Source organism: Streptomyces sp. NPDC001717 (assembly GCF_042892775.1).
Taxonomy (GTDB): domain Bacteria; phylum Actinomycetota; class Actinomycetes; order Streptomycetales; family Streptomycetaceae; genus Streptomyces.
The window spans coordinates 273,596-297,552 of sequence record NZ_JBIAUK010000007.1; the positions used below are offsets into that span (position 1 = coordinate 273,596).

The 23,957-nt window shown below is 71.2% G+C and carries 16 protein-coding genes and 1 riboswitch; of the genes, 9 read left to right on the forward strand and 7 right to left on the reverse strand.

The window, feature by feature from the left end; translation table 11 throughout:
* Positions 1-190: 190 nt before the first annotated feature.
* Positions 191-1,432, reverse strand: coding sequence for a YibE/F family protein (locus ACFYZL_RS15915; RefSeq protein ID WP_384748216.1), 1,242 nt, complete (start codon positions 1,430-1,432; stop codon positions 191-193).
* A 256-nt stretch (positions 1,433-1,688) separates the two neighbouring features.
* Positions 1,689-1,834: riboswitch (TPP riboswitch) on the forward strand.
* Between ACFYZL_RS15915 and thiC the strand changes: the two genes are divergently transcribed.
* Entirely contained in the window at positions 1,829-3,619 is a 1,791-nt protein-coding gene (gene thiC / locus ACFYZL_RS15920) for a phosphomethylpyrimidine synthase ThiC (RefSeq protein WP_376656169.1), read from the forward strand. (Overlaps the previous riboswitch by 6 nt.)
* 83 nt (positions 3,620-3,702) lie before the next feature.
* On the opposite strand, the gene ACFYZL_RS15925 is transcribed toward thiC, so the two are convergent.
* A complete protein-coding gene (locus ACFYZL_RS15925; protein WP_384748219.1) occupies positions 3,703-4,815 on the reverse strand; it encodes a glycosyltransferase in 1,113 nt (370 codons plus the stop codon).
* A gap of 275 nt (positions 4,816-5,090) precedes the next feature.
* Between ACFYZL_RS15925 and ACFYZL_RS15930 the strand changes: the two genes are divergently transcribed.
* The 3 genes from ACFYZL_RS15930 to ACFYZL_RS15940 all read left to right on the forward strand — a co-directional run bounded on the left by ACFYZL_RS15930 (position 5,091) and on the right by ACFYZL_RS15940 (position 9,432).
* Positions 5,091-6,857 (forward strand): hypothetical protein, encoded by a 1,767-nt coding sequence (locus tag ACFYZL_RS15930; protein WP_388679384.1) that lies wholly within the window; start codon positions 5,091-5,093, stop codon positions 6,855-6,857.
* A gap of 373 nt (positions 6,858-7,230) precedes the next feature.
* Positions 7,231-8,220 (forward strand): hypothetical protein, encoded by a 990-nt coding sequence (locus ACFYZL_RS15935; RefSeq protein WP_388679387.1) that lies wholly within the window; start codon positions 7,231-7,233, stop codon positions 8,218-8,220.
* A 264-nt stretch (positions 8,221-8,484) separates the two neighbouring features.
* Positions 8,485-9,432 (forward strand): hypothetical protein, encoded by a 948-nt coding sequence (locus tag ACFYZL_RS15940; RefSeq protein WP_388679390.1) that lies wholly within the window; start codon positions 8,485-8,487, stop codon positions 9,430-9,432.
* Positions 9,433-9,531: 99 nt separating this feature from the next.
* On the opposite strand, the gene ACFYZL_RS15945 is transcribed toward ACFYZL_RS15940, so the two are convergent.
* The 3 genes from ACFYZL_RS15945 to ACFYZL_RS15955 all read right to left on the reverse strand — a co-directional run bounded on the left by ACFYZL_RS15945 (position 9,532) and on the right by ACFYZL_RS15955 (position 13,021).
* Positions 9,532-10,347 carry a hypothetical protein gene (locus tag ACFYZL_RS15945; protein ID WP_384748228.1) on the reverse strand — a complete coding sequence of 272 codons (816 nt, stop codon included), beginning with the start codon at positions 10,345-10,347 and terminating at the stop codon, positions 9,532-9,534.
* Positions 10,348-10,493: 146 nt separating this feature from the next.
* On the reverse strand, positions 10,494-11,723 hold the full coding sequence (locus ACFYZL_RS15950) for a metallophosphoesterase (RefSeq protein ID WP_384748251.1): 1,230 nt from the start codon (positions 11,721-11,723) through the stop codon (positions 10,494-10,496).
* 182 nt (positions 11,724-11,905) lie between these two features.
* The gene (locus ACFYZL_RS15955) at positions 11,906-13,021 is read right to left on the reverse strand and encodes a LacI family DNA-binding transcriptional regulator (RefSeq protein WP_030028209.1); all 1,116 of its coding nucleotides are present in this window, start codon (positions 13,019-13,021) and stop codon (positions 11,906-11,908) included.
* A 361-nt stretch (positions 13,022-13,382) separates the two neighbouring features.
* On the opposite strand from ACFYZL_RS15955, the gene hisC reads away from it, so the two are divergent.
* Positions 13,383-14,462 carry a histidinol-phosphate transaminase gene (hisC, locus tag ACFYZL_RS15960; RefSeq protein ID WP_384748231.1) on the forward strand — a complete coding sequence of 360 codons (1,080 nt, stop codon included), beginning with the start codon at positions 13,383-13,385 and terminating at the stop codon, positions 14,460-14,462.
* Positions 14,463-14,474: 12 nt separating this feature from the next.
* Here the strand turns inward: hisC and ACFYZL_RS15965 are convergent, their stop codons facing one another.
* Positions 14,475-14,843 (reverse strand): cyclophilin-like fold protein, encoded by a 369-nt coding sequence (locus ACFYZL_RS15965; RefSeq protein WP_384580138.1) that lies wholly within the window; start codon positions 14,841-14,843, stop codon positions 14,475-14,477.
* A gap of 188 nt (positions 14,844-15,031) precedes the next feature.
* Between ACFYZL_RS15965 and ACFYZL_RS15970 the strand changes: the two genes are divergently transcribed.
* Genes ACFYZL_RS15970 through ACFYZL_RS15985 form a run of 4 tightly spaced genes read left to right on the forward strand, consistent with a single transcriptional unit; the run spans position 15,032 to position 22,948 of the window.
* Complete coding sequence (locus ACFYZL_RS15970) at positions 15,032-16,537, forward strand: cytochrome ubiquinol oxidase subunit I (RefSeq protein WP_388679395.1); 1,506 nt, start codon at positions 15,032-15,034, stop codon at positions 16,535-16,537.
* An 18-nt stretch (positions 16,538-16,555) separates the two neighbouring features.
* Positions 16,556-17,557: a cytochrome d ubiquinol oxidase subunit II gene (gene cydB / locus ACFYZL_RS15975; RefSeq protein ID WP_384748236.1), complete on the forward strand. Its 1,002-nt coding sequence runs from the start codon at positions 16,556-16,558 to the stop codon at positions 17,555-17,557.
* A gap of 45 nt (positions 17,558-17,602) precedes the next feature.
* Positions 17,603-21,133 (forward strand): thiol reductant ABC exporter subunit CydD, encoded by a 3,531-nt coding sequence (gene cydD / locus ACFYZL_RS15980; protein WP_388679399.1) that lies wholly within the window; start codon positions 17,603-17,605, stop codon positions 21,131-21,133.
* Between the two features lie 24 nt (positions 21,134-21,157).
* Complete coding sequence (locus tag ACFYZL_RS15985) at positions 21,158-22,948, forward strand: GAF domain-containing sensor histidine kinase (RefSeq protein ID WP_388679402.1); 1,791 nt, start codon at positions 21,158-21,160, stop codon at positions 22,946-22,948.
* A 24-nt stretch (positions 22,949-22,972) separates the two neighbouring features.
* On the opposite strand, the gene ACFYZL_RS15990 is transcribed toward ACFYZL_RS15985, so the two are convergent.
* Positions 22,973-23,869 carry a Cof-type HAD-IIB family hydrolase gene (locus ACFYZL_RS15990; RefSeq protein WP_384748245.1) on the reverse strand — a complete coding sequence of 299 codons (897 nt, stop codon included), beginning with the start codon at positions 23,867-23,869 and terminating at the stop codon, positions 22,973-22,975.
* Positions 23,870-23,957: the final 88 nt, after the last annotated feature.

Genomic DNA, 23,957 nt, shown 5'->3' on the forward strand with positions numbered 1-23,957 from the left:
TCTTGCACGGCAGTACGGGCAAAGGCGCCAGGGGCAATACGGGCTACACCTGCAACATGTGAAACACCGGCCACACCTGAAACACAGGAATGCCGGCGTCCGCCGACGCTCCCCGCTTCCGTTTCGTGAGCACAGCCGTTTCGTGAGAACAGTCGTTTCCCGAGAGCAGCCGTTCCGCGAGAACCGCCTTTCAGCGCTTGCGCCGCCGGCCCCGGCCGCCGCGGACCGGTCCCGAGGCCGGCGAGGCGACCGGGGATCCCGGTCGGTCGGCCGATACGACCAGCGCGGCCAGTGCCGTGGTCACCGGGACCGAGGCCACGAGCCCGATCGATCCCACGAGGGTCCGCACGATCTCCTCCGCGACCAGCTCGCTGTTGGCCACCGAACCCATGCTGCTGTTCGCGATCGAGAACAGCAGCAGCAGCGGCAGGGCCGCGCCCGCGTAGGCCAGCACGAGCGTGTTGACCACCGACGCGATGTGGTCGCGGCCGATCCGGATCGCCGCCCGGTAGAGCTTGCGCGGGCCCATTGTCGGGTCGGCCTGATGGAGTTCCCAGACGGCCGAGGTCTGGGTGACCGTCACATCGTCCAGCACGCCCAGGGATCCGATGATCACGCCCGCCAGCAGCAAACCGCTCATGTCGATCCGCGGGTAGAGCCCGTGGATCAGACCGGTGTTGTCATCGGTGTTGCCGCTGAGGAACGCCCAGTCGATGAACACCGAACCCAGCAGCCCGATCAGCAGCAGCGAGACCAGCGTGCCGAGGACGGCGACCGAGGTGCGGGCCGTCAGGCCGTGGCACATGTACAGGGCGATCAGCATGATGGCGCTCGCCCCGATGACGGCGACGAGCAGCGGGTTCGATCCCTGGAGGATGGCCGGGAGGATGAAGAGGGTCAGCACGCCGAAGCTGACGACCAGCGCGATCAGGGCGAACACCCCGCGCATCCGCCCGACGACCACGACGGCGAGGGCGAAGATGCCCGCCAGCAGCGCCATCGGGAGCTTGCGGTTCACGTCGATCACCGAGTACTGGAGGTCGTGCGGGGCGTCCGGCGCGTAGGCCACGACCACCTCCTGGCCCTTCTCCAACTGCCGCGGCGCACCCGGCTGGACGACCTCCACGAAGGTCCGCCCCTTCTCCGGGCCCGTACCGACCTCGACGGTCGCCTTCTTGCACTCCCCCGTCTGCGCAGCCTGCGCCTCGCGCCCCTCGGGGGTGGACGCGTCACCCGTCGGGGGCACCTGCGAGGCGTTCACGGATTTGCAGTCGACACGCTCCAGCGAGACGACCGTGGCCTGCTGGGTCTGCCGGTCGAAACCGACCCCCGTGCGCTCGTGCGCGGGTGCTCCGCCGGGCCAGAGCACCGCCATGCCGACGAACACGGCGGCGGCGAAGGGGATCAGTACGGCCGCGATGACCTTGCGCAAGTGCTTCGAGCCGGGCGCCGCCGGACCGTGGCCGTGCCCGTGCCCGTGCCCGCCATGGCCGTGGCCATGGCCGTGCCCCCGGCCGGGCGCATGACCGGAGTCGTGCCCTGGACCTGGGTGCTCGTGGCCGGTGTGGTCATGGGGCTCGGTGGGCTTCGTGGGGGGATGCAGCGAAGACGTCACCGGCAGATCATCGCAAGAGATGAGGGGGGCCCACTGTTCAGCACGCCACACACGACGCTAACGTGGGGGCTACTTTGCACAACGCGGGAGCTCGGAGCACCGGGCTGAGAGGGCGCTGATCACCGTACGCACATCACAGATGTGTACGGGAAGAGGCTGCGTCGACCGCCGAACCTGTTACCGGGTAATGCCGGCGTAGGGAGATCAGGTCTCATGACCATTCAGGACGACGCACGCACGCCTGCCGTCAGCCAGGACGACGACGGCCAGACCGAGCGCCAGCCCGGCTGGCACAAGGGATACCTGGCGGGCTCCCGCCCGGACATCCGGGTGCCGGTCCGCCAGGTCCACCTCACCAACGGCAAGGACGTCACGCTCTACGACACGTCCGGTCCGTACACCGACCCCCAGATCGAGACCGACGTCCGCCGGGGCCTGCCCCCGCTGCGCGAGAACTGGATCATCGGCCGCGGCGACACCGAGGAGTACGCGGGCCGCCCCGTGCGCCCCGAGGACGACGGCATCAAGCACACCTCGCCGCGCGGCGGGCTCAAGAACCTCGACGCGGTCTTCCCGGGCCGCCCCCGCCAGCCCCGCCGGGGTCGCGGCGGCGCCGCCGTCACGCAGCTCGCGTACGCCCGCCGGGGCGAGATCACCCCGGAGATGGAGTACGTCGCGATCCGCGAGAACGTCTCCCCCGAGGTCGTCCGCGAGGAGATCGCCGCAGGTCGCGCGGTCCTTCCGGCCAACGTGAACCACCCCGAGATCGAGCCGATGATCATCGGCAAGCGGTTCCTGGTGAAGGTCAACGCCAACATCGGCAACTCCGCCGTCACCTCCTCCATCGAGGAGGAGGTGGAGAAGATGACCTGGGCGACCCGCTGGGGCGCGGACACGGTCATGGACCTCTCCACGGGCCGCAACATCCACACCACCCGCGAGTGGGTCCTGCGCAACTCCCCCGTGCCGATCGGCACCGTGCCGCTCTACCAGGCGCTCGAGAAGGTCGACGGCCGTGCCGAGGACCTGACCTGGGAGATCTACAAGGACACGGTCATCGAGCAGGCCGAGCAGGGCGTCGACTACATGACGGTCCACGCCGGCGTGCTGCTCCCGTACGTCCCGCTGACCGCCCGTCGCAAGACCGGCATCGTCTCCCGCGGCGGCTCGATCATGGCGGCCTGGTGCCTGGCGCACCACAAGGAGAACTTCCTCTACACGAACTTCGAGGAGCTCTGCGAGATCCTCGCGACGTACGACGTCACCTACTCGCTCGGTGACGGTCTGCGTCCCGGTTCGATCGCGGACGCCAACGACGCGGCGCAGTTCGCGGAGCTGAAGACGCTCGGCGAGCTGAACACGATCGCCAAGCGGCACAACGTCCAGACCATGATCGAGGGCCCCGGGCACGTCCCGATGCACAAGATCAAGGAGAACATCGACCTCCAGCAGGAGATCTGCGAGGAGGCGCCGTTCTACACGCTCGGCCCGCTGACCACGGACGTCGCGCCCGCGTACGACCACATCACCTCGGGCATCGGCGCCGCGATGATCGCCTGGTGGGGCACCGCGATGCTCTGCTACGTGACGCCCAAGGAGCACCTGGGTCTGCCCAACCGCGATGACGTGAAGACCGGTGTCATCACGTACAAGATCGCGGCCCACGCCGCCGACCTGGCCAAGGGCCACCCGGGCGCCCAGGACTGGGACGACGCCCTGTCGGACGCGCGGTTCGAGTTCCGTTGGGAGGACCAGTTCAACCTGGCCCTCGACCCGGACACGGCCCGCGAGTTCCACGACGAGACCCTTCCCGCCGAGCCGGCCAAGACCGCGCACTTCTGCTCGATGTGCGGTCCGAAGTTCTGCTCGATGAAGATCTCGCAGGACATCCGTCGTGAGCACGGCGGTGACCTGAAGGCCGAGGAGATCGAGGCGGGCATGGCGGAGAAGTCCGCCGAGTTCGCCGCCTCGGGCAACCGCGTGTACCTGCCGCTGGCGGACTGACCTCCGCTGCGGCGACACGGGAAGGCCCGCGACACCGAGGGGGGAGTCGCGGGCCTTTTCCGCTGTTCGGGAGGGGGTGGCCGTCAGGCGGGGACCTGGGCGGCCAGGCCGAGCTTGCGTCGGGCGAATTCGAGGTTCGCGAGGATCCGGTCGTGCTCCTCCAGGGGGAGTTTGCCCTCCTCCAGGAGGCGTTGGCAGCACTCCAGCGATTCCTGGTACTCGCCCACCCAGTAGGAGGCCACCGCGAGTTCGTCGAGCGCGCGCCATTCGTGCCAGGCGAACTCGACGAACAGGATGTCGTCCGGGGCCGGGATCCGCACCGCCTGCCGGGCGAACGTGTAGGCGAGGGGCCAGCGGCTTTCGAGGCGGCAGAGGCGGGCGAGCTCGCCGAGGGCCTCGGCGCGGGAGGGGCGGCTCTCGTACGCGCGCAGGAACCGGTCGATCACCTCGGCCGCCGGCCGCTTGAGGCCGGCCGCGAGGCGCGCGGCGTAGAGCCGGGCGCAGTAGGTCTCCTCGACCCAGCCGCCCATGGCCACGCGGTGGTCGTAGGCGGCCAGGGACTTCTCCGGTTCTCCCGCGTCGCGCCAGCTCTGGGCGAGGTAGAAGGCGTACCGGGTGTTGTCGGGTTCCTTGGCGAGGCCTTCGGTGAGGACTTCGGCGTCGCGCAGGTACTTCGCCCGCTGGCCGCCTTCCCGGAGCCGGGCCCCGCCGCCCACCGAGAGGATGTTGAAGCCCTCGATGGCCTCGCGGGTGTAGTCGGTGCCGCATTCGATGTACTCGTGGAGGACGCCCACGTACCGCCAGGGCTGCCGGTTGGAGACCAGTGCGGGTCGCCAGTGGATGATCGGGCCGTCGTGCAGCGCGACCTGGTACGCGTCGAGCGTCAGGTCGGGCATGCGGAAACCGGGCTCGATCTGCATCACGTCGTCGCCGTCGATGAACAGCAGGTAGTCGGCGCTGGAGCGGGCGAGCTCGATGGCCTCGGTACGGCTTCCGTCGAAACCCTTCCACGGGCGTTCGTGGAGAGCGCCGGGCAGGTCGCGGAAGCAGTCCCGGATGACGTCCTGGGTGCCGTCCGTGGAGCCCGTGTCCACGATCACCCAGGTGTCGATCAGCGGGCGCACCGACTCCAGGCATTTCCGGATCGTCGGCGCCTCGTTCTTGACGATCATGTTCAGACAGATGGTCGGCTTCACCGCAAACACCCTCTCGTCGGCCGGGTCGCGGGCGACGTTAGGGATTCCGGCCGCCGAGGGGGTGGCGGCTCGCCGGTGGCGTGACCCGATGGCTCTACCACGGGGCGACCGGGCCTGCATCCGTTCGTGCGGGTCTGATACGCCGATCTGTTGACGTCCGAGACGAACTGCTCAAGATGCCCTGATTCGCGCCCGTAAGTTCCCAAGGAAGATCGAACTCGCGGTCGGGACGTCACCCGTTCCGGCCCGCATTCCGTTCCGAAGGAGCGCTGCAGATGAGTCGTGAGCACCGGACCAGGTCGCCGCTTGGCCCCGTTCCCCGCAGTCGGGCCTGGATGGCGGGAGGTGCCCTGGCATCGCTCTCCCTCGTGCTCGTGGGCATGGCCAGCCCCGTCGTCGCGCTGGTCTCGCCGGCCGGTACGAGCGTGACCGCCGTCGCCCCGGCGGCCGGCGGGGGCGACGACTGCAAGCCGCACGACAAGCCGGAGCACGGCCGGCCCCCGCACGAGAAGCCGCTGCACGCCCAGCTGTTGGACGAGTACCTGGGCGGCGACGACGAGACCTGGGACGAGGAGGACGGGCGCGACCCGCACGACGGACACGACAAGTGCCCGCCCGCGGGCGGAACGGGGCCGACCGGCCCGACCGGCCCGACCGGCCCGAAGGGCGACACGGGCGCCACCGGTCCTGCCGGCAGCGGTGGGACGGGGTCGACGGGTCCGACGGGTCCGGCCGGCGCCACGGGTGCGACGGGTGCGACGGGCCAGGCCGGTGCGACGGGTGCGACCGGTCCGGCCGGTACGGGCGGCACGGGTTCGGTGGGCCCGACGGGTCCGACGGGCCCTGCGGGTGCGACCGGTGCGACAGGCGGGGCCGGTGCGACGGGTGCCACCGGTGCCACGGGTGAGGCCGGTGCCACGGGTGCCACAGGTGTGACGGGCCCGCCCGGCTCGGGTGGTACGGGTTCGGTGGGCCCGACGGGCGCCACGGGTGAGACGGGCGCGACCGGTGACACCGGACCGACCGGTCCGACGGGTCCCACCGGTGCCACTGGTGCCACGGGTGAGACCGGCCAGACCGGCGCGACCGGCGCGACCGGCGAGACGGGCGCCACCGGTGCGACCGGTCCGGGCGGCGAAGGCTCCGTCGGTCCGACGGGTGCCACGGGTGCCACGGGCGAGACCGGTCCGACGGGTCCGACGGGTCCGACCGGAGCGCAGGGCGAGACGGGCGCCACCGGAGCGACGGGCGCCACGGGTGAGACCGGCGCCACCGGTGCCACGGGCGAAACGGGCGCCACCGGTGCCACGGGTGCCACGGGTGAGACGGGCGCCACCGGCGCCACCGGCCCGACCGGTGTGACGGGTGCCACGGGTGACACCGGCCCGACGGGTCCGGCCGGCGCGACGGGTGCGACCGGCGCGACTGGTGTGACGGGCGCGACTGGTGTGACGGGTGCCACGGGCGTCACCGGCCCGACGGGTCCGGCCGGTGCCACGGGTGCGACGGGTGCGACGGGCGTCACCGGTCCTACGGGTCCGACGGGTGCCACGGGCGCCAGGGGCGCGACCGGAGCCACGGGCGTCACCGGCCCGTGCAACGGTGGCGTCGCCTCCTACAAGCCCAGCGCGTCCGAGGAGGTCAAGGGGGTCTCGACCAACGGTCAGGTGTGGGTCGGAATCCGCAGCCTCACCCCGACCGTAGGCAACTTCGAGTGGAACAACCTGACCGACAACACCAACTTCCCGGGCAACTCCTGCGGTGTCTCGGTCAGCGACCACAGTGGAATCACCAACGTCGAGACGGTGGCCCCCGACGGGCGGGTCTGGGAGACCTCCTGCACCGAGAACTCCGGCAACCCGCCGAGCCTCACGTGCAACGCCGCCTGGACTCCTGTGAACCCGCTGGTGGACAGCCCGCCGCTGCGGAACCAGTCCGCCGCCAAGAACCCTCCCGCCAAGAAGCCCGCCGTCAAGAAGCAGGCTGCCAAGAAGCCGGTCGCCAATCACAGGACCGACAAGGGGAACAAGCACCGCGGCTGACGCCCGGCCGGGTGACCCCGGCGGAAGCAGCGCGATGATCAGACAGTGAACCCAAGCGGCCCGGAGTGCCGTCGGACATGGTCCGGCAGGCCCTCCGGGCCGCCGACGTTCTGTCAAACGCAGGCTCCTCCAATGGGGGTGAACCACTGGGCCGATCCGTTGACGTCTCTGCGAGGCGCCCCGTCACCCCGCGACCGGGATCACCACGATGTCCGAGGTGGCCCGAGCGGCCCCACCACGCATCGTTCGATCCGGTTCAGAAGGAGCGGCGTATATGAGTCCCGAGAACAAGACCAGGTCAACCCTCGGTCCCTTGCCCAGGCGGAGCGGCCTGGTGACCGGCGGAACCCTCGCATCGCTTGCCCTGGTCTTGATGGGAGTCGCCGGCCCCGCGCTCGCCGCGGGCCAGACCGTCCAGGCGTCCGGCCCCGTCAGCGCGGCGAACCGGGCGGGCGGGGGCGACGACTGCAAGTCGGAGGACGGCCGGCCCCCGCACGACAAGCCGCTGCACGCCCAGCTGCTGGACAAGTTCCTGGGTGGCGGGGACGACGAGGTCTGGGGCGGGGAGGACGGCAAGGACAAGCACGACAAGTGCCCTGCCGGTGCGACGGGCCCGACGGGACCGACCGGTCCCACCGGCCCCACCGGTCCGGCCGGCGGTGGCGGTACGGGTTCGACGGGCCCGACGGGCCCGGCCGGCGCCACGGGTGCCACCGGTCCGGCCGGCGCCACGGGTGCGACCGGCGTGACCGGTCCTCCCGGCTCGGGTGGAACGGGTTCGGTCGGCCCGACGGGCCCGACGGGTCCGGCCGGCGCGACGGGTGCGACCGGTCCACAGGGTCCGGGTGGAACGGGTTCGGTCGGCCCGACGGGTCCGACCGGTCCGCAGGGTGAGCCCGGAGCGACGGGTGCCACGGGTCCGACCGGCCCGCAGGGCGCGACGGGTGCGACCGGTCCGGCGAAGTGCATCGACGTCGACGCCATCACGGACCAGAGCAGCCGCGAGTTCAAGGCGGTGCTTCCGGGCGACGGGAACACCTACGTCGGTGTACGCCAGACGTCGGGGCAGCCGCCGTTCACGTGGATCTGGTACAACCTCAGCACGGGCGAGACCTACCCGGCTGACGCCTGCGGCGTTTCCATCGCGCAGCAGGCCAACGGCATCGTCGTCGAGGTGGTGACCGACGGCGGCGTCGTCTACGAGACCTTCTGCGACGTGGTCAACGGCAACCCGACCACGCTCACGTGCGACGGCGTGTGGACCCCGGCGGACCCGCCGGTTCCGTACAACCCCACCCGTCGCGCCGCCCACAGCATGCTGGCTCCCGACGCGCTCAACCACCGTCCGAAGACCATGAAGTAACGGACACGCGGCGCCACCGCGGCCCGGAGCACCGTCGGACGATCCAGTCCGGCCGGCGCTCCGGGCCGTCGGCATTTCCGGGCGCCTGACGCCGGTCGACGCCGCCACCCGGCAAGAGCCCATCGGGGGCGTGCCATTCGTCCAATAAGTGGACTTGTATGCGAGGCGTCGCGGCGTCCGAGACCGCGATCCCCACGATGACTGAGGCGGCCCGATGGCCCCGACGCACATCGTTCGATCCGGTTTCGAGAAGGAGCGGCGTACATGAGTCCCGAGCGCAAGACCAGGTCAAACCTAGGCCCGCTGCCCAGGCGTAACGGCTGGCGGGCCGGCGGCACCCTCGCATCGCTTGCCCTGGTGCTGGTGGGAATCTCCAGCCCCGCGCTCGGCGCGGCCCAGACCATCCAGCCCGCCGGGTCGGCGGTGAGTCCCGCGGGTGGGGACAAGGACCGCTGCGAGTCCCACAAGCCGAACCACAAGCCGCGGGCCGGAGTCTCCGAGGACGGCATGCGGGGTGGCGGCGACGACAAGTGCGACAAGGGCAAGCGGGGCCCCACCGGCCCGACCGGCCCGACCGGCCCGACCGGTCCGACGGGCGAAACGGGCCCGACCGGTCCGACCGGCCCGACGGGCGCATCGGGCGGTCCGGGCGCGACGGGTGCGACGGGTCCGACCGGCCCGACGGGCGGCACGGGTCCGACCGGCCCCACCGGCCCGTCGCGGTGCATCGACGTCGACGCCATCGCGGACAACAACGCCTGGGAGGTGAAGGCCGCCCTGACGGCGGACCGCACCGCCTTCGTCGGCATCCGCGACACCCAGGGCTCGTTCAACGGCAACAACACGACCGAGTTCAGCTGGCACAACCTCACCATCGACCCGCCGCACACGGACTACCCGTCCGACGCGTGCGCGATCTCCATCGCGCACCAGGCGAACAACGTCTCGATCCAGGTGCTCACCGAGTCCAACGAGCTGTGGGAGACGCTCTGCTTCGTCACCAACGTCAGCATGACGCCGGGCACCCGCAACTTCGAGCTCGACTGCACGGACGATCCGGAGACCCCGCAGGACAACGGTGCCGGTCCCTGGGTCCAGAGGATCCCCGGCCCGAGCGGAGTGGTCCCGCTGAACCGTTCCGGGGCCAAGCCGCAGCAGCCGCGGCACTCGGCCTCGCAGCTGGACGTCCCGAAGGGGATCACGCGCCCCTGAAGCGGCGGGAGCCGACGCAGGGACGCGGGAGCGCAGGGACGCACTGACCCTGTGATGAGGTACTGAACCACGCGGCCCGGAGCGCGCCGCCGGAGGGATCTACTCCGGCTCGCGCTCCGGGCCGCCGAAGTCCGGGCTCGTGAAGTCCGGTGACGTGTAACCGGGCCGGGGACCCTCATGGGGGGTCCCCGGACTTGTGAAATCAGGCGCGGTGTAGCCCAGTTCGGGCATCCGACCGCCGCGCCTGCGGGGGCCGGGAAGGCCGGGGCCCGAGCTCGGGTCGGCCAGCGCGTCCCGCAGGAACGGCATGATCCCCCGCTCCAACAGGGCGTTGCGCCAGGCCTCCCGGGCCCGTGCGACCTCGTCGGGTATCGCCTCCGCCTCGTCCGCCGCCACCTCCGTCGAGCCGTTGCGGACGGCCGTCACCAGCAGTCCGATCACGGCGAAGAGCAGCGCGGCCACGGTGAGCGCGCCGAACAGCCAGCCGGCCGTCAGCATCGTCTCGGCGAAGGCGGGTTCGGGCTCGATCATCTTCAGGCAGTAGCCCACGAGCAGGAAGATGAGCATGGCGGTGCCCGCCAGGACCGGTGCGAGGACCGCGACCACGGCGCTGATGCCGGCGCCCGTGCCGGTGTCCTGCTCGGCGCCCTCCTCGCCCGTGGTGCCGGGTGTGGACAGCAGCTCGTCGCGCGATTCCCCGCGGATCTTCACGTAGTGGTCGTACTCGGCGGCGGCCGCGGTGGTGAGCAGTGCGCGGGCCGCGAGGGCCATGGTGCGCAGCTGTTCGGCGTTCAGACGTTCGCCGAGCGTGGCGAGCTCGGGCCGTTCGTGCGCGGTGCGCAGCGCCTCGTCGAGGAGCCGATCGAACTCCGGTCGGTCTTCGGTCAGCAGGTGTGGAGCGCTGGTCATGTGCATCCCCCGATGCTCCGTGGAGGCCGATACCCGCGTAGACCCGGGCGCCGGCACAAACGGAGGAGAGCCTGCTACGGATAGAGCGATGGTAGAGGGCCCACGCCACAGGCTGACAGGGGCTTTCCGGAAATACCCCGTGCGGGGAACCCTCAGTCGTTCAACGGGAGTTGTCGGACGAGCAGTTTGCCCGCCATCGTGACCCCGCCGTCCATGGCGATGGCGAGGCCGTCCGCGTACACGTGCGGGCCGTGAATGGCCTCCGGGCCGCGGTTCTCGTCGCCGTCCTCGGTGCCCACCTCGCCGAGGAGGTAGGGGATGGGGCTGTGGCCGTGGACCACGCGGCTGCCACCGTACGTGCCGAGCAGTTCGCGGACGGCCTGCGGGCCGGTCTCCTCGTCGCGGAAGGCGAACCGCTTGGTGAACTTGCGGAAGAGGTCCCAGGTGATGTCGGCGTCGCCGCGGTTGAGGAGCTCGTGGATGGTGTCGTTGACGTCCTCGATGTTGTCGCCGTAGTCGAGGTAGGCGGTGGTGTCGGAGTGCAGGAGGAGGTGGTCCTCCACCAGCACAGCCGCGTCGAGGCGGGACATCCACTGCAGGTGCACGTCCTGGAGGCGTTCCATGTCGGTGCGCTGGCCGCCGTTGAGGAGCCAGGCGGCCTGGAAGGTCGCGGTGCCGGCGCCGGACTGGATGGGGGTGTCGCCGAACCGCTTGGCGCCGATGAGCAGCAGTTCGTGGTTGCCCATGAGGGCCTTGCAGTAGCCGCCGGAGGCGGCGGCTTCGGCGGAGAGCCGCATGACGAGGTCGATGACGCCGATGCCGTCGGGTCCGCGATCGGTGAAGTCGCCGAGGAACCAGAGCCGGGCGTTGCCGGCGGACCAGCTGCCGTTCGCGTCGATCAGGCCCTGGACCTGGAGCTCCGTGACGAGTTCGTCGAGGTAGCCGTGGACGTCGCCGACGACGTACAGCGGCCCGGGACCGGTCGGGTCGTCCTGGGGGACGTACTGGACCTGGACGGTGTCGCCGGGGCCACCGAGGGCGCCGCGGCCGATGACCGGCAGATCGCGGTAGGTGGGGGTGTAGCCCTCCGGGTCCGCGTCCGCGGGCTCCTCGGGGGCCTTGACCATGACGACGGGTCCCGAGAGGGGGGCCGCGGCGGGCTCGGCGAAGTGTTCCGCCTGCGGCTCGCCGGCGCCGGCGCCGTCGGCGTAGTACGCGGGGTACTCGCCGTAGACGGGGGCCTCGCCGGGAACTCCCGTGGGCACGGCGTACGGGGCGGACGCGGTGACCGGTTCGTCGACCGGCACCCGGAAGTCCCGCAGCGTCTCCGTCCGCATCACGGGTCCCTGACCGGCCCCCTGAGTCATCGACCCCTCCACCACCGTCGCGCTGCCGTACACCTGCGGACCCTCCTGACCTCCGGGGCGGAGGGTCCGTGATGTCGTGCGCCCATCATAGGAATGCGGCTCGCGCTGTGTGACGCACCAGGGGTGGTGAATCCTGCGCGGAACCAGTCGTTCCTGATGCTTTCTCCCGATATGGGCGTTGTCGATCTCCTCGGAGGTCAGTCCTGTGCCGGCGATCGGGGCGGGCTGACGGTCGTACGGGGCTGCCTGCGCTGCGACGAGGTGCGGATGATGAGCTCGGTCGGGACGACCTGTTCCACGGGTCGTCCGGTGTCCACTCCCTCGATGGCGTCGATGAGGAGCTGCACCACCGCGGTGCCGATGCGCCGGGGTTTGAGGGAGAGGGTCGTGATCGGCGGTTCGGTGTTGGCGTAGACGGTGGACTCGCTGCAGCACACGAGCAGCAGGTCCTCGGGGACGCGCAGGCCGTAGCGCCGGGCGGCGGCGAGCAGGTCGGTGCCGTTGGGGTCGAAGAGTCCGTAGACGGCGTCGGGCCGGTCGGGGCGGGCGAGGAGCCGGTCGGCGGCGACGGCGCCCGCGCAGGGGTCGTGGGCGGGGTAGGACTCGTAGACGGGGTCCTGGCCGACGCGCTCGCACCAGTTGAGGTAGGCGGTGGTGGAGAGCCGGGTGTAGGTGTCGGTGGTGGTGCCGGTCAGCAGCCCGATCCGGCGGGCGCCTGCGGCGGCGAGGTGGTCGAGCAGGCCGAGGACGGCGGCCTCGTGGTCGTTGTCGACCCAGGCGGTGACGGGGAGGGAGCCCGCGGGGCGGCCGTCGGAGACCACGGGCAGGCCCTGGCGGACCAGTTCGGTGACGACGGGATCGTGGTCGGAGGGGTCGATGACGACGGTGCCGTCGAGGGCGACGTTGGACCACACGTCGTGCCGGGAGGTGGCGGGGAGGATGACGAGGGCGTAGCCGCGGGCGAGCGCGGCGGAGGTGGCGGCCCTGGCCATCTCGGCGAAGTAGGCGAATTCGGTGAAGGTGAAAGGTTCATCCCCGTACGTCGTCACGGTCAGGCCGATGAGGCCCGACTTGCCGGTACGGAGGGTGCGGGCGGCGGCCGACGGGCGGTAGCCGAGGCGATCGGCCACTTCGCGAACGTGGCGGCGGGTGGCGTCGGGGAGACGTCCCTTGCCATTGAGCGCGTCGGAGACTGTCGTGATGGAGACGCCCGCCGCGGCGGCCACGTCCCTGATGCCTGCCCGGCCCTGTCGGCCGGCGGCCCGCCGGGTGGTCTCGGTCCGGCTCACCTGATGCTTCCCTGCTGCTGTCATGGCGAGCCGATAGTAGGGCTCCGAGGCGGGGGCGGCCTGGGTGCATATGCACCCGTTGACAGGCACGTTTCTGCATGTTTCGCCACCCCCAATGACCTTGGAAACGAAGGTATTTGGGTGTCTGGGGTGAGGGTGCCGCTTGTCGGCGGGTCCGGGCATGCCAAACCGGTGCGGTCTCGGGCCGGTCTCAACTCACCTGCACGAGGGATGCGCGCCACGGCGCAGGCCACCGGCGCGCGCATATATGCGCGCGCTCCCCCGCATTCCAGGCGCCCCCATTCTCGGAAGAGCGGAATCCTCATAAGGTGAGGAGTATTGAGTCGACGGCGACGTCGTACGGGATGGTCGAGGAGGACCTGCGGTGAGCGAGAAGAGCCCGAAGCTGCGCGCCGAGCTGGACGGCATTCCGACATACAAGCCCGGCAAGCCGGCTGCCGCGGGCGGTGCCGTCGCGTACAAGCTGTCCTCGAACGAGAACCCGTACCCGCCGCTGCACGGGGTGCTGGAGAGCGCGGTCGCGGCCGCCGGCAGCTTCAACCGCTACCCCGACATGGCGTGCACCGGTCTGGTGAACGAGATCGCGGAGCGGTTCGGCGTGCCGGTCGAGCACGTGGCCACCGGCACCGGCTCGGTGGGCGTGGCCCAGTCCCTGATCCAGTCGACGGCCGGTCCGGGCGACGAGGTCATCTACGCCTGGCGTTCCTTCGAGGCGTACCCGATCATCACGCAGATCTCGGGTGCGACCTCCGTCCAGGTCCCGCTGACCGACGGCGACGTGCACGACCTGGACGCGATGGCCGAGGCGATCACCGAGCGGACCCGGCTGATCTTCGTCTGCAACCCGAACAACCCGACCGGCACCGCGGTGCGCCGTGCCGAGCTGGAGCGGTTCCTGGACCGGGTGCCGTCGGATGTCCTGGTGGTGCTGGACGAGGCGTACAAGGAGTTCGTGCGCGACACGGACGTGCCGGACGGCGTCGAGCTGTACCGCGACCGCCCGAACGTGGCCGTGCTGCGGACGTTCTCGAAGGCGTACGGGCTCGCCGGTCTGCGGGTCGGCTTCGCGATCGCGCACGAGCCGGTCGCCGCGGCGCTGCGCAAGACCGCGGTGCCCTTCGGCGTCAGCCAGCTCGCGCAGGACGCGGCGGTGGCCTCGCTGCGCGCCGAGGACGAGCTGATGGGGCGCGTCGGGGCGCTGGTGGGCGAGCGGACGCGGGTCCACGAGACCCTGCTGGCGCAGGGCTGGACCGTGCCGGACACCCAGGCGAACTTCGTGTGGATGCGGCTGGGGGAGCGGACCGCCGACTTCGCGGCGGCCTGCGAGAAGGCCGGTGTGGTGGTCCGGCCCTTCGCGGGCGAGGGCCTGCGGGTCACGATCGGCGAGCCCGAGGCGAACGACCTCTTCCTGCACACGGCGGAGGCGTTCTTCAAGGAGATGTAGAGCGGCTGGTCGTCAGACCAGTTCCACGCGGATGGGGTCGCCGTCGCGGACGGTGGCCAGCAGGCGGGGGTCGCCGTCGAAGGAGCCGAGCACGTTGCAGGGGCTCGCCAGGCGGCTCTCGCCTCCGCGCGAGATGGGCGTGGGGCCGTAGGGCAGCGCGAGCGCGTCGCCCTCGGTCCAGAACGCCACGGTGCCGGGCTCGACGACCTGCCGGGCGTCGTCTTCCAGGGCCACGGAGACGCCGGTGTCGAAGTAGACCTCTTCGCCCCAGGTGTTCGCGGATGCGGAGATCGGAAGGGCCGCGGCCAGTGCCTTGCTGGTCGGGGTCTCGTCGAGGGTTGCGGTGAGCAGGCCCGCGGGCCAGGAGATTCGAATCTTCATGAGCCATATTCAACAATTTGTTGAATGAGTTGGCTAGGGGACCCCCGCTGTGCAGAGCCGAAAGGATGTGCGCCATAATGCTTGTGAATGTGAACGCGTTCACAAGCGTGTCCTGCTTCTCCCTGTATGGGGGGAACCCGCCAGGCAGACTGCGGCTGTGACCACGGCGACGACAAGGAGAAGACGACGTGGACCTAGCTTTGGCGCCAGAGACATTGGCGCGCTGGCAGTTCGGCATTACCACCGTCTATCACTTCCTCTTCGTGCCACTGACGATCTCGCTCGCCGCCCTCACGGCCGGCCTGCAGACCGCCTGGGTGCGCACCGAGAAGGAGAAGTACCTCAGGGCCACGAAGTTCTGGGGAAAGCTTTTCTTGATCAATATCGCGATGGGTGTCGTCACCGGCATCGTCCAGGAGTTCCAGTTCGGCATGAACTGGTCCGACTACTCGCGATTCGTGGGTGACATCTTCGGAGCGCCGCTGGCCTTCGAGGCGCTGATCGCCTTCTTCTTCGAATCGACCTTCATCGGCCTGTGGATCTTCGGCTGGGACAAGCTGCCCAAGAAGATCCACCTGGCCTGCATCTGGATGGTGTCCATGGGCACCGTCCTGTCCGCCTACTTCATCCTGGCGGCGAACTCCTGGATGCAGCACCCGGTCGGGTACCGCATCAACGGGGAGCGGGGCCGGGCCGAGCTCACCGACTTCTGGCTCGTGCTCACCCAGAACACCGCCCTCACCCAGTTCTTCCACACCATCACGGCCGCCTTCCTGGTCGGCGGCGCGTTCATGGTCGGCATCTCCGCCTTCCACCTCGCCCGCAAGAAGCACATCCCCGTGATGCGGACCTCGCTGCGGGTCGGCCTGGTCACCCTGATCATCGCCGGCATGGGCACCGCCATCAGCGGCGACCTGCTGGGCAAGGTCATGTTCAAGCAGCAGCCCATGAAGATGGCGGCCGCCGAGGCGCTCTGGGACGGCGAGGCGCCGGCTCCCTTCTCCGTCTTCGCCTACGGCGACGTCGAGAAGGGCCACAACAAGGTCGCGATAGAGATCCCCGGCCTGCTGTCCTTCCTCGCCAACGACGACTTCAGCTCCTTCGTCCCCGGCATCAACGACGTCAACAAGTCCGAGCAGGAGAAGTTCGGGCCCGGCGACTACCGGCCCAACATCCCGGTCGCCTACTGGGGCTTCCGCTGGATGATCGGCTTCGGCATGGCCTCGCTCGGCATCGGCGTGCTGGGCCTGTGGCTGACCCGCAAGAAGTTCATGCTGCCGCCGGGGCTGCGCACCTCGGAGGACGAGGTCCCGAACCTGGTCCTCTTCAAGAAGGCGCTGAGTCCGAAGTGGGGACAGCTGTACTGGGTCGTCGCACTCTGGACGATGGGCTTCCCGCTGATCGCCAACTCCTGGGGCTGGATCTTCACCGAGATGGGCCGCCAGCCGTGGGTGGTCTACGGGGTCCTGCGCACCCGGGACGCGGTCTCGCCGAACGTCTCGCAGGGCGAGATCCTCACCTCCATGATCGGCTTCACGCTGCTCTACGCCGTGCTCGCCGTCATCGAGGTCAAGCTCCTCGTCAAGTACGTCAAGGCCGGCCCGCCCGAGCTCACCGAGGCCGACCTGAACCCGCCCACCAAGATCGGCGGGGACGACAAGAACGCCGACCGGCCGATGGCCTTCTCGTACTGAGGCTGGGGAGACCACACCATGCAACTCCACGACGTCTGGTTCGTACTCATCGCCGTCCTGTGGATCGGCTACTTCTTCCTGGAGGGCTTCGACTTCGGGATCGGCGTACTGACCAAGCTGCTCGCCCGCGACCGCACCGAGAAGCGGGTCCTGATCAACACGATCGGGCCCGTCTGGGACGGCAACGAGGTCTGGCTGCTCACCGCGGGCGGCGCGACCTTCGCCGCCTTCCCCGACTGGTACGCCACCCTCTTCTCCGGGTTCTACCTGCCGCTGCTGATCATCCTCGTCTGCCTCATCGTCCGCGGTGTCGCCTTCGAGTACCGGCACAAGCGCGCCGAGGAGCGCTGGCAGGCCAACTGGGAACACGCGATCTTCTGGACCTCGCTGATCCCCGCCTTCCTGTGGGGCGTGGCCTTCGCCAACATCGTGCGCGGCGTGAAGATCGACCAGCACAAGGAGTACGTCGGGACCTTCCTCGACCTGCTCAACGGCTACTCGATCCTCGGCGGCCTGGTCACCCTCACCCTGTTCACCTTCCACGGCGCGGTCTTCGCCTCGCTCAAGACGGTGGGTGACATCCGGGAGCGCTCGCGCGGACTCGCGACCCGGCTCGGCGCGGTGGCCGCGGTGCTGGCCCTGGTCTTCCTGACCTGGACCCAGTTCACCCGCGGCGATGCCAAGAGCCTGGTCGCCATGGCCGTCGCGGTGATCGCACTGCTCGGGGCCCTGGGCTTCAACCGGGCGGGCCGTGAGGGCTGGTCGTTCGCACTGTCCGGGGTCACCATCGCGGCGGCCGTCGCGATGCTCTTCCTGACACTGTTCCCGAACGTCATGCCGTCCTCGCTGGACGACGCGTGGAACCTCACGGTCACCAACGCCTCGTCCAGCGCGTACACGCTGAAGATCATGACGTGGCTGGCGGCCCTGGCCACCCCGCTCGTCCTGCTCTACCAGGGCTGGACGTACTGGGTGTTCCGCAAGCGCATCGGCACGCAGCACATCGTCGACGCGCACTGACGCACGACCCACCCGTTCGACCCCCCTGCCCGAGGGATGTTTCACGTGAAACCGATCGACCCGCGCCTGCTCCGGTACGCCCGCTCCACCCGCCTCTTCCTGGGGGCGGTGGTGGCCCTGGGCGTCGCCGGCGCGGGGCTGGTCGTCGGTCAGGCGATGCTCATCGCCGAGATCGTGGTCGGTGCCTTCGAGGAGGGGCTGGACGGAGCCGCGCTCCGGACGCCGCTGCTGCTGCTCGCGGCGGTGGCGCTGGGGCGCGGCCTGATCGCCTGGCTGACGGAACTGGCCGCCCACCGGGCCGGCGCGGCCGTCAAGTCGGAGCTGCGGGGACGGCTCCTGGAACGGGCCGCGGACCTGGGGCCCGGCCGGCTGACCGACCGGCCCACCGGCTCGCTGGTGCAACTGGCCACCCGGGGGGTGGACGCCCTCGACGACTACTTCTCCCGCTACCTGCCCCAGCTGGGGCTCGCCGTGGTCGTACCGGCGGCGGTGCTCGCCCGGGTCGTCACCGAGGACTGGGTGTCGGCGGCCATCATCGTGGTCACGCTGCCGCTGATCCCCCTGTTCATGATCCTCATCGGCATGGCCACCCAGTCGCGGATGGACCGCCAGTGGCGGCTGCTGTCGCGGCTGTCGGGGCACTTCCTCGACGTGGTGGCGGGCCTGCCGACCCTGAAGGTCTTCGGGCGGGCCAAGGCGCAGGCCGAGTCGATCCGCAAGATCACCGATGACTACCGGCGCGCCACGATGCGCACCCTGCGCATCGCCTTCCTCTCCTCCTTCGCACTGGAGCTGCTGGCCACCCTGTCGGTGGCGCTGGTGGCCGTGACCATCGGCATGCGGCTGGTCCACGGCGGCCTCGACCTCTACACCGGGCTGGTCATCCTGATCCTGGCCCCCGAGGCGTACCTGCCGCTGCGGCAGGTGGGGGCGCAGTACCACGCGGCCGCCGAGGGGCTGGCCGCCGCGGAGGAGATCTTCGACGTACTGGAGACCCCCCTCCCCGGATCCGCCGGCCGCGCGGAGCTGCCCGCCGGGGCTCCGCTGCGGATCGAGATCGACGGGGTCGCCGTCCGCCACGAGGGCCGGGGCGAGGACTCCCCCGGTCCCGTCTCGCTGACCGTCGGACCGGGGGAGTGCGTGGCCCTCACCGGACCCAGCGGGGCGGGCAAGTCCACGCTGCTCCAGGTGCTGCTCGGGTTCACGGCCCCCACCGCGGGGCGGGTCCGGGTGGCCGGCGTGGACCTGGCCGAGCTGGCGCCGGAGCAGTGGCGCTCACGCATCGCATGGGTGCCGCAGCGGTCGCACCTGTTCGCCGGGACCATCGCCGAGAACGTGCGGCTGGCCCGGCCCGGGGCCACGGACGCCGAGGTGACCGCCGCCCTGGAGGACGCCGGGGCGTGGCCGTTCGTCGCCGCACTCCCGCAGGGGACGGCGACCCCGCTCGGCGAGGGCGGGACGGGCCTGTCGGCCGGCCAGCGCCAGCGGCTCGCCCTGGCGCGGGCGTTCCTGGCGGACCGGCCCGTACTGCTGCTGGACGAGCCCACCGCCGCCCTGGACGGGGAGACCGAGGCCGGGATCGTGGAGGCCGTGCGCCGGCTCGCCGTGGGGCGGACCGTGCTGCTGGTCGTGCACCGCCCGGCGCTGCTGGCACTCGCCGACCGGGTCGTGGAGGTGCGCCCCGAGGGGCTGTCCTCCCCCGCACTGTCCGCCGCTCCGTCCGCCGCTCCCGCGCTCCGGCCCCGGGATCCGCAGCGCGCCCTGGTGCCGGACGCGGACGACTCCCCGGCCGCCGAAACCGTGCCGGGACGGACGCCCGGAGCGAACCCGCTCGCCCGGGTGCGCGCCGCCGCCAAGGCCTGGCGGGGGCGGTTCCGACTCGGGCTGCTGCTGGGGGCGCTGGCCGTCGGGTGCAGCGTCGGCCTGATGGCCGTGTCCGGGTGGCTGATCTCCAGGGCCTCCGAACAACCGCCGGTGCTGTATCTGATGGTGGCCGTCACGGCCACGCGGGCCTTCGGCATGGGCCGGGCCGTCTTCCGGTACGCCGAGCGGCTCGTCTCCCACGACGCCGTCCTGCGGATGCTCGCCGACCTGCGGGTCTCCGTGTACCGGAGGCTGGAGCGCATCGCACCCGCCGGACTGCGCGAGCACCGGCGCGGGGACCTGCTGGCCCGCCTCGTCGCCGACGCCGACGCACTGCAGGACTACTGGCTGCGCTGGCTGCTGCCGGTCGGCACCGCGCTGATCGTCGGCACCGGCTCCGTCGCCTTCACCGCCTGGCTGCTGCCCGAGGCCGGAGCGGTCCTCGCCGCCGGACTGCTCGCCGCAGGGGTCGGGGTGCCGCTGGTCAGCGGAGCCTGCGCCCGCCGAGCCGAACGCAGGCTCGCGCCCGCCCGGGGCGAACTCGCCACCCGGGTGGCCGATCTGCTCACCGGCACCGCGGAACTGACCGTGGCCGGCGCGCTGGAGGACCGCAAGGGCCGCACGCGCGAGAGCGACGGCCTGCTGACATCCATCGCCGCACGGGGCGCCGCCGCGAGCGGGCTCGGCGGCGGCTTGTCCGCCCTGGTGTGCGGGCTCACCGTGGTGGTCTCCGCGGCGCTCGCCGCGAACGCGGTGCACGCCGGGCGCCTGTCCGGGGTGGCCATGGCCGTCGCCGTGCTCACGCCGCTCGCCGCGTTCGAGGCGGTGAGCGGACTGCCGCTCGCCGTCCAGTACCGCCAGCGGGTGCGCCGCAGCGCCGAGCGACTGTACGAGGTCATCGACGCCCCGGCGCCGGTGGCCGAGCCGGAGCGGCCCGCCGCGGCCCCCGCCTCGCCGTTCCCGCTGCGGCTCACCGGGCTCGCCGCCCGCCACCCGGGCCGGGACCGGGACGCGCTGCACGGGATCGACCTGACCCTGGAGGCCGGTCGGCGCATCGCCGTCGTCGGACCCTCGGGCTCCGGCAAGACCACCCTGGCCCAGGTCCTGCTCCGGTTCCTGGACCCGAGCGAAGGCACGTACACCCTGGGCGGGAGCGATGCCCGCACCCTCGACGGGGACGACGTCCGCACGCTCGTCGGCCTGTGCGCCCAGGACGCGCACATCTTCGACAGCTCCGTACGGGAGAACCTGCGCCTCGCCCGGATCGGCGCGAGCGAGGAGGAACTGCGCGGGGCGCTGGCCGCGGCCCGGCTCCTGGAGTGGGCGGACGGCCTGCCGGACGGGCTGGACACCCTGGTCGGAGAACACGGCGAACGGATCTCGGGCGGCCAGCGCCAGCGCCTCGCCCTGGCCCGGGCGCTGCTCGCCGACTTCCCTGTACTGGTCCTCGACGAACCGGCAGAGCACCTCGACCTGGCCACCGCGGACGCCTTGACGGCGGACCTGCTGGCCGCGACCGAAGGCCGTACGACCGTGCTGATCACGCACCGGCTGGCCGGTCTGGAAGCGGTCGACGAGGTGCTCGTACTGGATCAGGGGGCGGTCGTGCAGCGTGGCGCCTACGCCGAGCTGGCCGCCGCCGAGGGCCCGCTGCGCGGGCTGCTGGAGCGGGAACGGGAAGCAGACGGGACTTTGGCCGACTTTCCCCGCTAATAGGTACTAACTAGGCTCAAGGGCATGTCAGTGCAGGAGTCGCAGGAATCCCCCGATCCGTCACAGGGAACCGCCGGAACCGCCGGAACCGCCGGAACCGCCGGAACCGCCGGAACCGCCGGAACGTCGGACCCGCTGGAGGCCGCCACCCAGGCCACCCGGAGTCTGCACGGCCTGTCCACCGAGCTCACGGCCCGGGTGCCGCAGCTGCTGGAGGCCATGAGGTCGGTCGGTACGGGACTCGAGCTGCACTCCACGCTCGACCGCATCTGCGAGACCGCCGCCGAGCTGGCCGGCGCCCGCTACGCGGCGATCGGCGTCGTCGACACGGAGGGCCGGGGGCTCTCGGACTTCGTCACCCACGGCATCGGCTCCGAACACGCCCGGAAGATCGGGCGCCGCCCCGACGGGAAGCGGGGCCTGCTCGGGGCGCTGATCTCGCACCCCGAAACGGTGCGGCTCGCCGACCTGACCGAAGACCCGAGATCGGCCGGCTTCCCGCCGCACCACCCCCCGATGAAGACCTTCCTGGGGGTCCCGATCCGGGTGCAGGGAGAGATCTTCGGCAACCTCTACCTCGCGGAGAAGAACGGCGGCGTCGAGTTCAACGACTACGACGTCCACATGGTCCGGGTGCTGGCCACCGAGGCGGGCATCGCCATCGGCAACGCCCGGCTCTACGAGGCCGCCACCCAGCGGGAGCGCTGGATCGACGGCTCGGTGGCCGTCACCACCGCCCTGCTGTCCGGCGGCGACGCCGACGACGCCCTCGCCGTGGTCGCCGAACAGGCCCGCCACCTGGCCGACTCCGCAGCCGGGATCGTGATGCTCCCGGCCGAGGAGGGCGGCATGGAGATCGTCGCCGTCTCCGCCGAGCACCCGGCCACCTCGCTGGGGATGCTGATCCCGGCCGAGAGCCCCGTGGTGGACAGGTTGCTCCGGGGCGAGCCGGTCTTCGTGGAGGACGCCGCCTCCGATCCCCGCATGATCAGCAAGCTGACCAGTCAGTACGGCCCCTGCATGATGCTGCCGCTGCACAGCGGCGGACGCGTGCTCGGTGCGCTCGTCACCCCTCGGGCCCGCGGCGGGCGGCCCTTCAGCGAATCCGAGCGGACGCTGGCCACGCAGTTCGCCTCGCAGGCGGCCCTTGCCCTGATGATGGCCGAGGCCCAGCGGGACCGGGAGCGGCTCGCCGTCTTCGAGGACCGCGACCGGATCGCCCGCGATCTGCACGACCTGGTCATCCAGCGGTTGTTCGCCACCGGGATGATGCTGGAGGGCGCCCAGCGCCGTTCCATCGTCCCCGAGGTGCGCGACGGCGTGGGCAAGGCCGTGGACGAACTGGACGTGACCATCCAGGAGATCCGCACCGCGATCTTCGCCCTCCAGCAGGGCCCTGCGGAGGCCCCGTCCGGACTTCGCACCCGAGTGCTGCGCGAGATCAACATGGCCGCCGTGCCCCTGGGCTTCAAGCCCGCGCACCGGTTCCTCGGCCCCATCGACGCGGTCGTCGGCGAGCTCGTGGGCAAGAACCTGATCGCCGCGCTCCGCGAGGCCCTGTCCAACGCCTTCCGGCACGCGGACGCGTCCCGGATCGAGGTGGTGGTCGACGCCACCGCCACCCTGAAGGACGGGAGGCCCGGAGTCCGGCTGGAGGTCGCCGACGACGGGGTGGGCATCCCCGAGGGCGGCCGGCGCAGCGGGCTGCGAAACCTGCGTCGACGGGCCGAGTCGCTGGGCGGGGCGAGCTGGTACGGCCCGGGCATCGGCGAGGACGGGGGCGGAACCACCCTGGTGTGGGAGGCCCCGCTCTAGAAGCTCCTCTCCGGAAGCTCCGCTCTAGACGTGGCCCTGCTGCCGCCGGCCGATGCGCTCGGCCACGATGCGCTCGATGACGACCGCGACCCCGTCCTCGTCGTTGGCGGTCGTACGGCCGGACGCGGCCGCGATCACGGCGGGGTGGGCGTTGCCCATCGCGTACGAGGTGCCGGCCCAGGCGAGCATCTCGATGTCGTTCGGCATGTCCCCGAAGGCGACCACCTCGTCGGGGGAGATGCCCCGTTCGGCGCAGCACAGCGCCAGGGTGCTCGCCTTGGAGACCCCGTGCCCGCTGATCTCCAGGAGGGCGGTCGGGCTGGACCGGGTGATCGACGCGTACGAGCCGGCGGCGGAACGCGCCAGCTCCAGGAACTCGTCGGGGGCGAGCTCGTCGTGGTGGGCGAGCAGCTTGAGCACGGGTGCGGCGCTGTCGTCCGTCTCCTCTTGGAGCAGCTTCTCGGCGGTGGCCAGGATCGCGCCCGGGTCCTTGAAGAAGGGCGGGTAGGCGGGTTCGTAGTTGATGCCCGTCGTCATCTCGACGGCGAAGGAGGTGCCGGGAGCCGCCGCGCGCAAGGCCTCCACGACGGAGAGCGCCGCGGCCCGGGGAAGGGCCCTGACCAGTACGAACTCGCGTCCCGCGTGGAGGTCGACGACCGCGGCCCCGTTGGCGCAGATCGCGAGGCCGTGTCCGTGGACGTGGTCGGCGACCACGTCCATCCAGCGGGCCGGGCGGCCCGTCACGAAGAAGACCTCGACGCCCGCCTCCTCGGCGGCGGCGAGCGCGGCGACGGTGCGCTCCGATACGGACTTGTCGTCGCGCAGCAGAGTTCCGTCGAGGTCGGTGGCGATGAGCCGGGGCACGGGGATCGTCCCGTCCGGGCGCTGGGAGGCCGAGGTCACCGCCCCATCTTCGCCCATGGCCCCGAACGGCCTGACCACGGCCTGACCACGGCCGGACCACGACCGGGGCCGGCTGCCGCGGCGAGGCGGTGTTTCACGTGAAACA

Bases quoted from the DNA above. Each gene is read 5' to 3' on its own strand.
- thiC (WP_376656169.1), top strand. From the start codon at position 1,829: ATGACCATTCAGGACGACGCACGCACGCCTGCCGTCAGCCAGGACGAC.
- ACFYZL_RS15930 (WP_388679384.1), top strand. From the start codon at position 5,091: ATGAGTCGTGAGCACCGGACCAGGTCGCCGCTTGGCCCCGTTCCCCGC.
- ACFYZL_RS15935 (WP_388679387.1), top strand. From the start codon at position 7,231: ATGGGAGTCGCCGGCCCCGCGCTCGCCGCGGGCCAGACCGTCCAGGCG.
- ACFYZL_RS15940 (WP_388679390.1), top strand. From the start codon at position 8,485: ATGAGTCCCGAGCGCAAGACCAGGTCAAACCTAGGCCCGCTGCCCAGG.
- ACFYZL_RS15945 (WP_384748228.1), bottom strand. From the start codon at position 10,347: ATGCACATGACCAGCGCTCCACACCTGCTGACCGAAGACCGACCGGAG.
- ACFYZL_RS15955 (WP_030028209.1), bottom strand. From the start codon at position 13,021: ATGACAGCAGCAGGGAAGCATCAGGTGAGCCGGACCGAGACCACCCGG.
- ACFYZL_RS15965 (WP_384580138.1), bottom strand. From the start codon at position 14,843: ATGAAGATTCGAATCTCCTGGCCCGCGGGCCTGCTCACCGCAACCCTC.
- cydB (WP_384748236.1), top strand. From the start codon at position 16,556: ATGCAACTCCACGACGTCTGGTTCGTACTCATCGCCGTCCTGTGGATC.
- ACFYZL_RS15985 (WP_388679402.1), top strand. From the start codon at position 21,158: ATGTCAGTGCAGGAGTCGCAGGAATCCCCCGATCCGTCACAGGGAACC.
- ACFYZL_RS15990 (WP_384748245.1), bottom strand. From the start codon at position 23,869: ATGGGCGAAGATGGGGCGGTGACCTCGGCCTCCCAGCGCCCGGACGGG.